Genomic DNA, 277 nt, shown 5'->3' with positions numbered 1-277 from the left:
ATTGGTCCTGAGAGCCTGTTTTGACTTGACCGGCTGTCTTTGGGCCGGGCTGATTGAGAGGATCAGCCAGGACCGAAGGAGTCGGACATGCGGCCAGGACAGAAGACGAGCGCGGAGCCGGTCGTGCTGAAGCTGCGCCAGATCGAGGTGTCAGACCGCCCAGGGCACGAGTTTGTCGCTGGCGTGCAAGGAGGCGGAGATCTCCGAGCAGAGCTCTGACCGCTGGCGCAAGGAGTTCGGCGGCCTCCAGAACGATCAGGCCAGGAAGATGAAGGAC

Annotated in this window: 1 pseudogene; it reads left to right on the top strand. The window is 62.5% G+C overall.

From position 1 onward, the window contains the following. Positions 1-87: 87 nt before the first annotated feature. A pseudogene (locus tag E4V01_RS25485) lies at positions 88-277 on the top strand (IS3 family transposase); the annotation flags it as partial.

The organism is Methylorubrum sp. Q1 (assembly GCF_004683995.1).
Taxonomy (GTDB): domain Bacteria; phylum Pseudomonadota; class Alphaproteobacteria; order Rhizobiales; family Beijerinckiaceae; genus Methylobacterium.
This window is presented reverse-complemented; position numbering and strand designations above follow the sequence as displayed.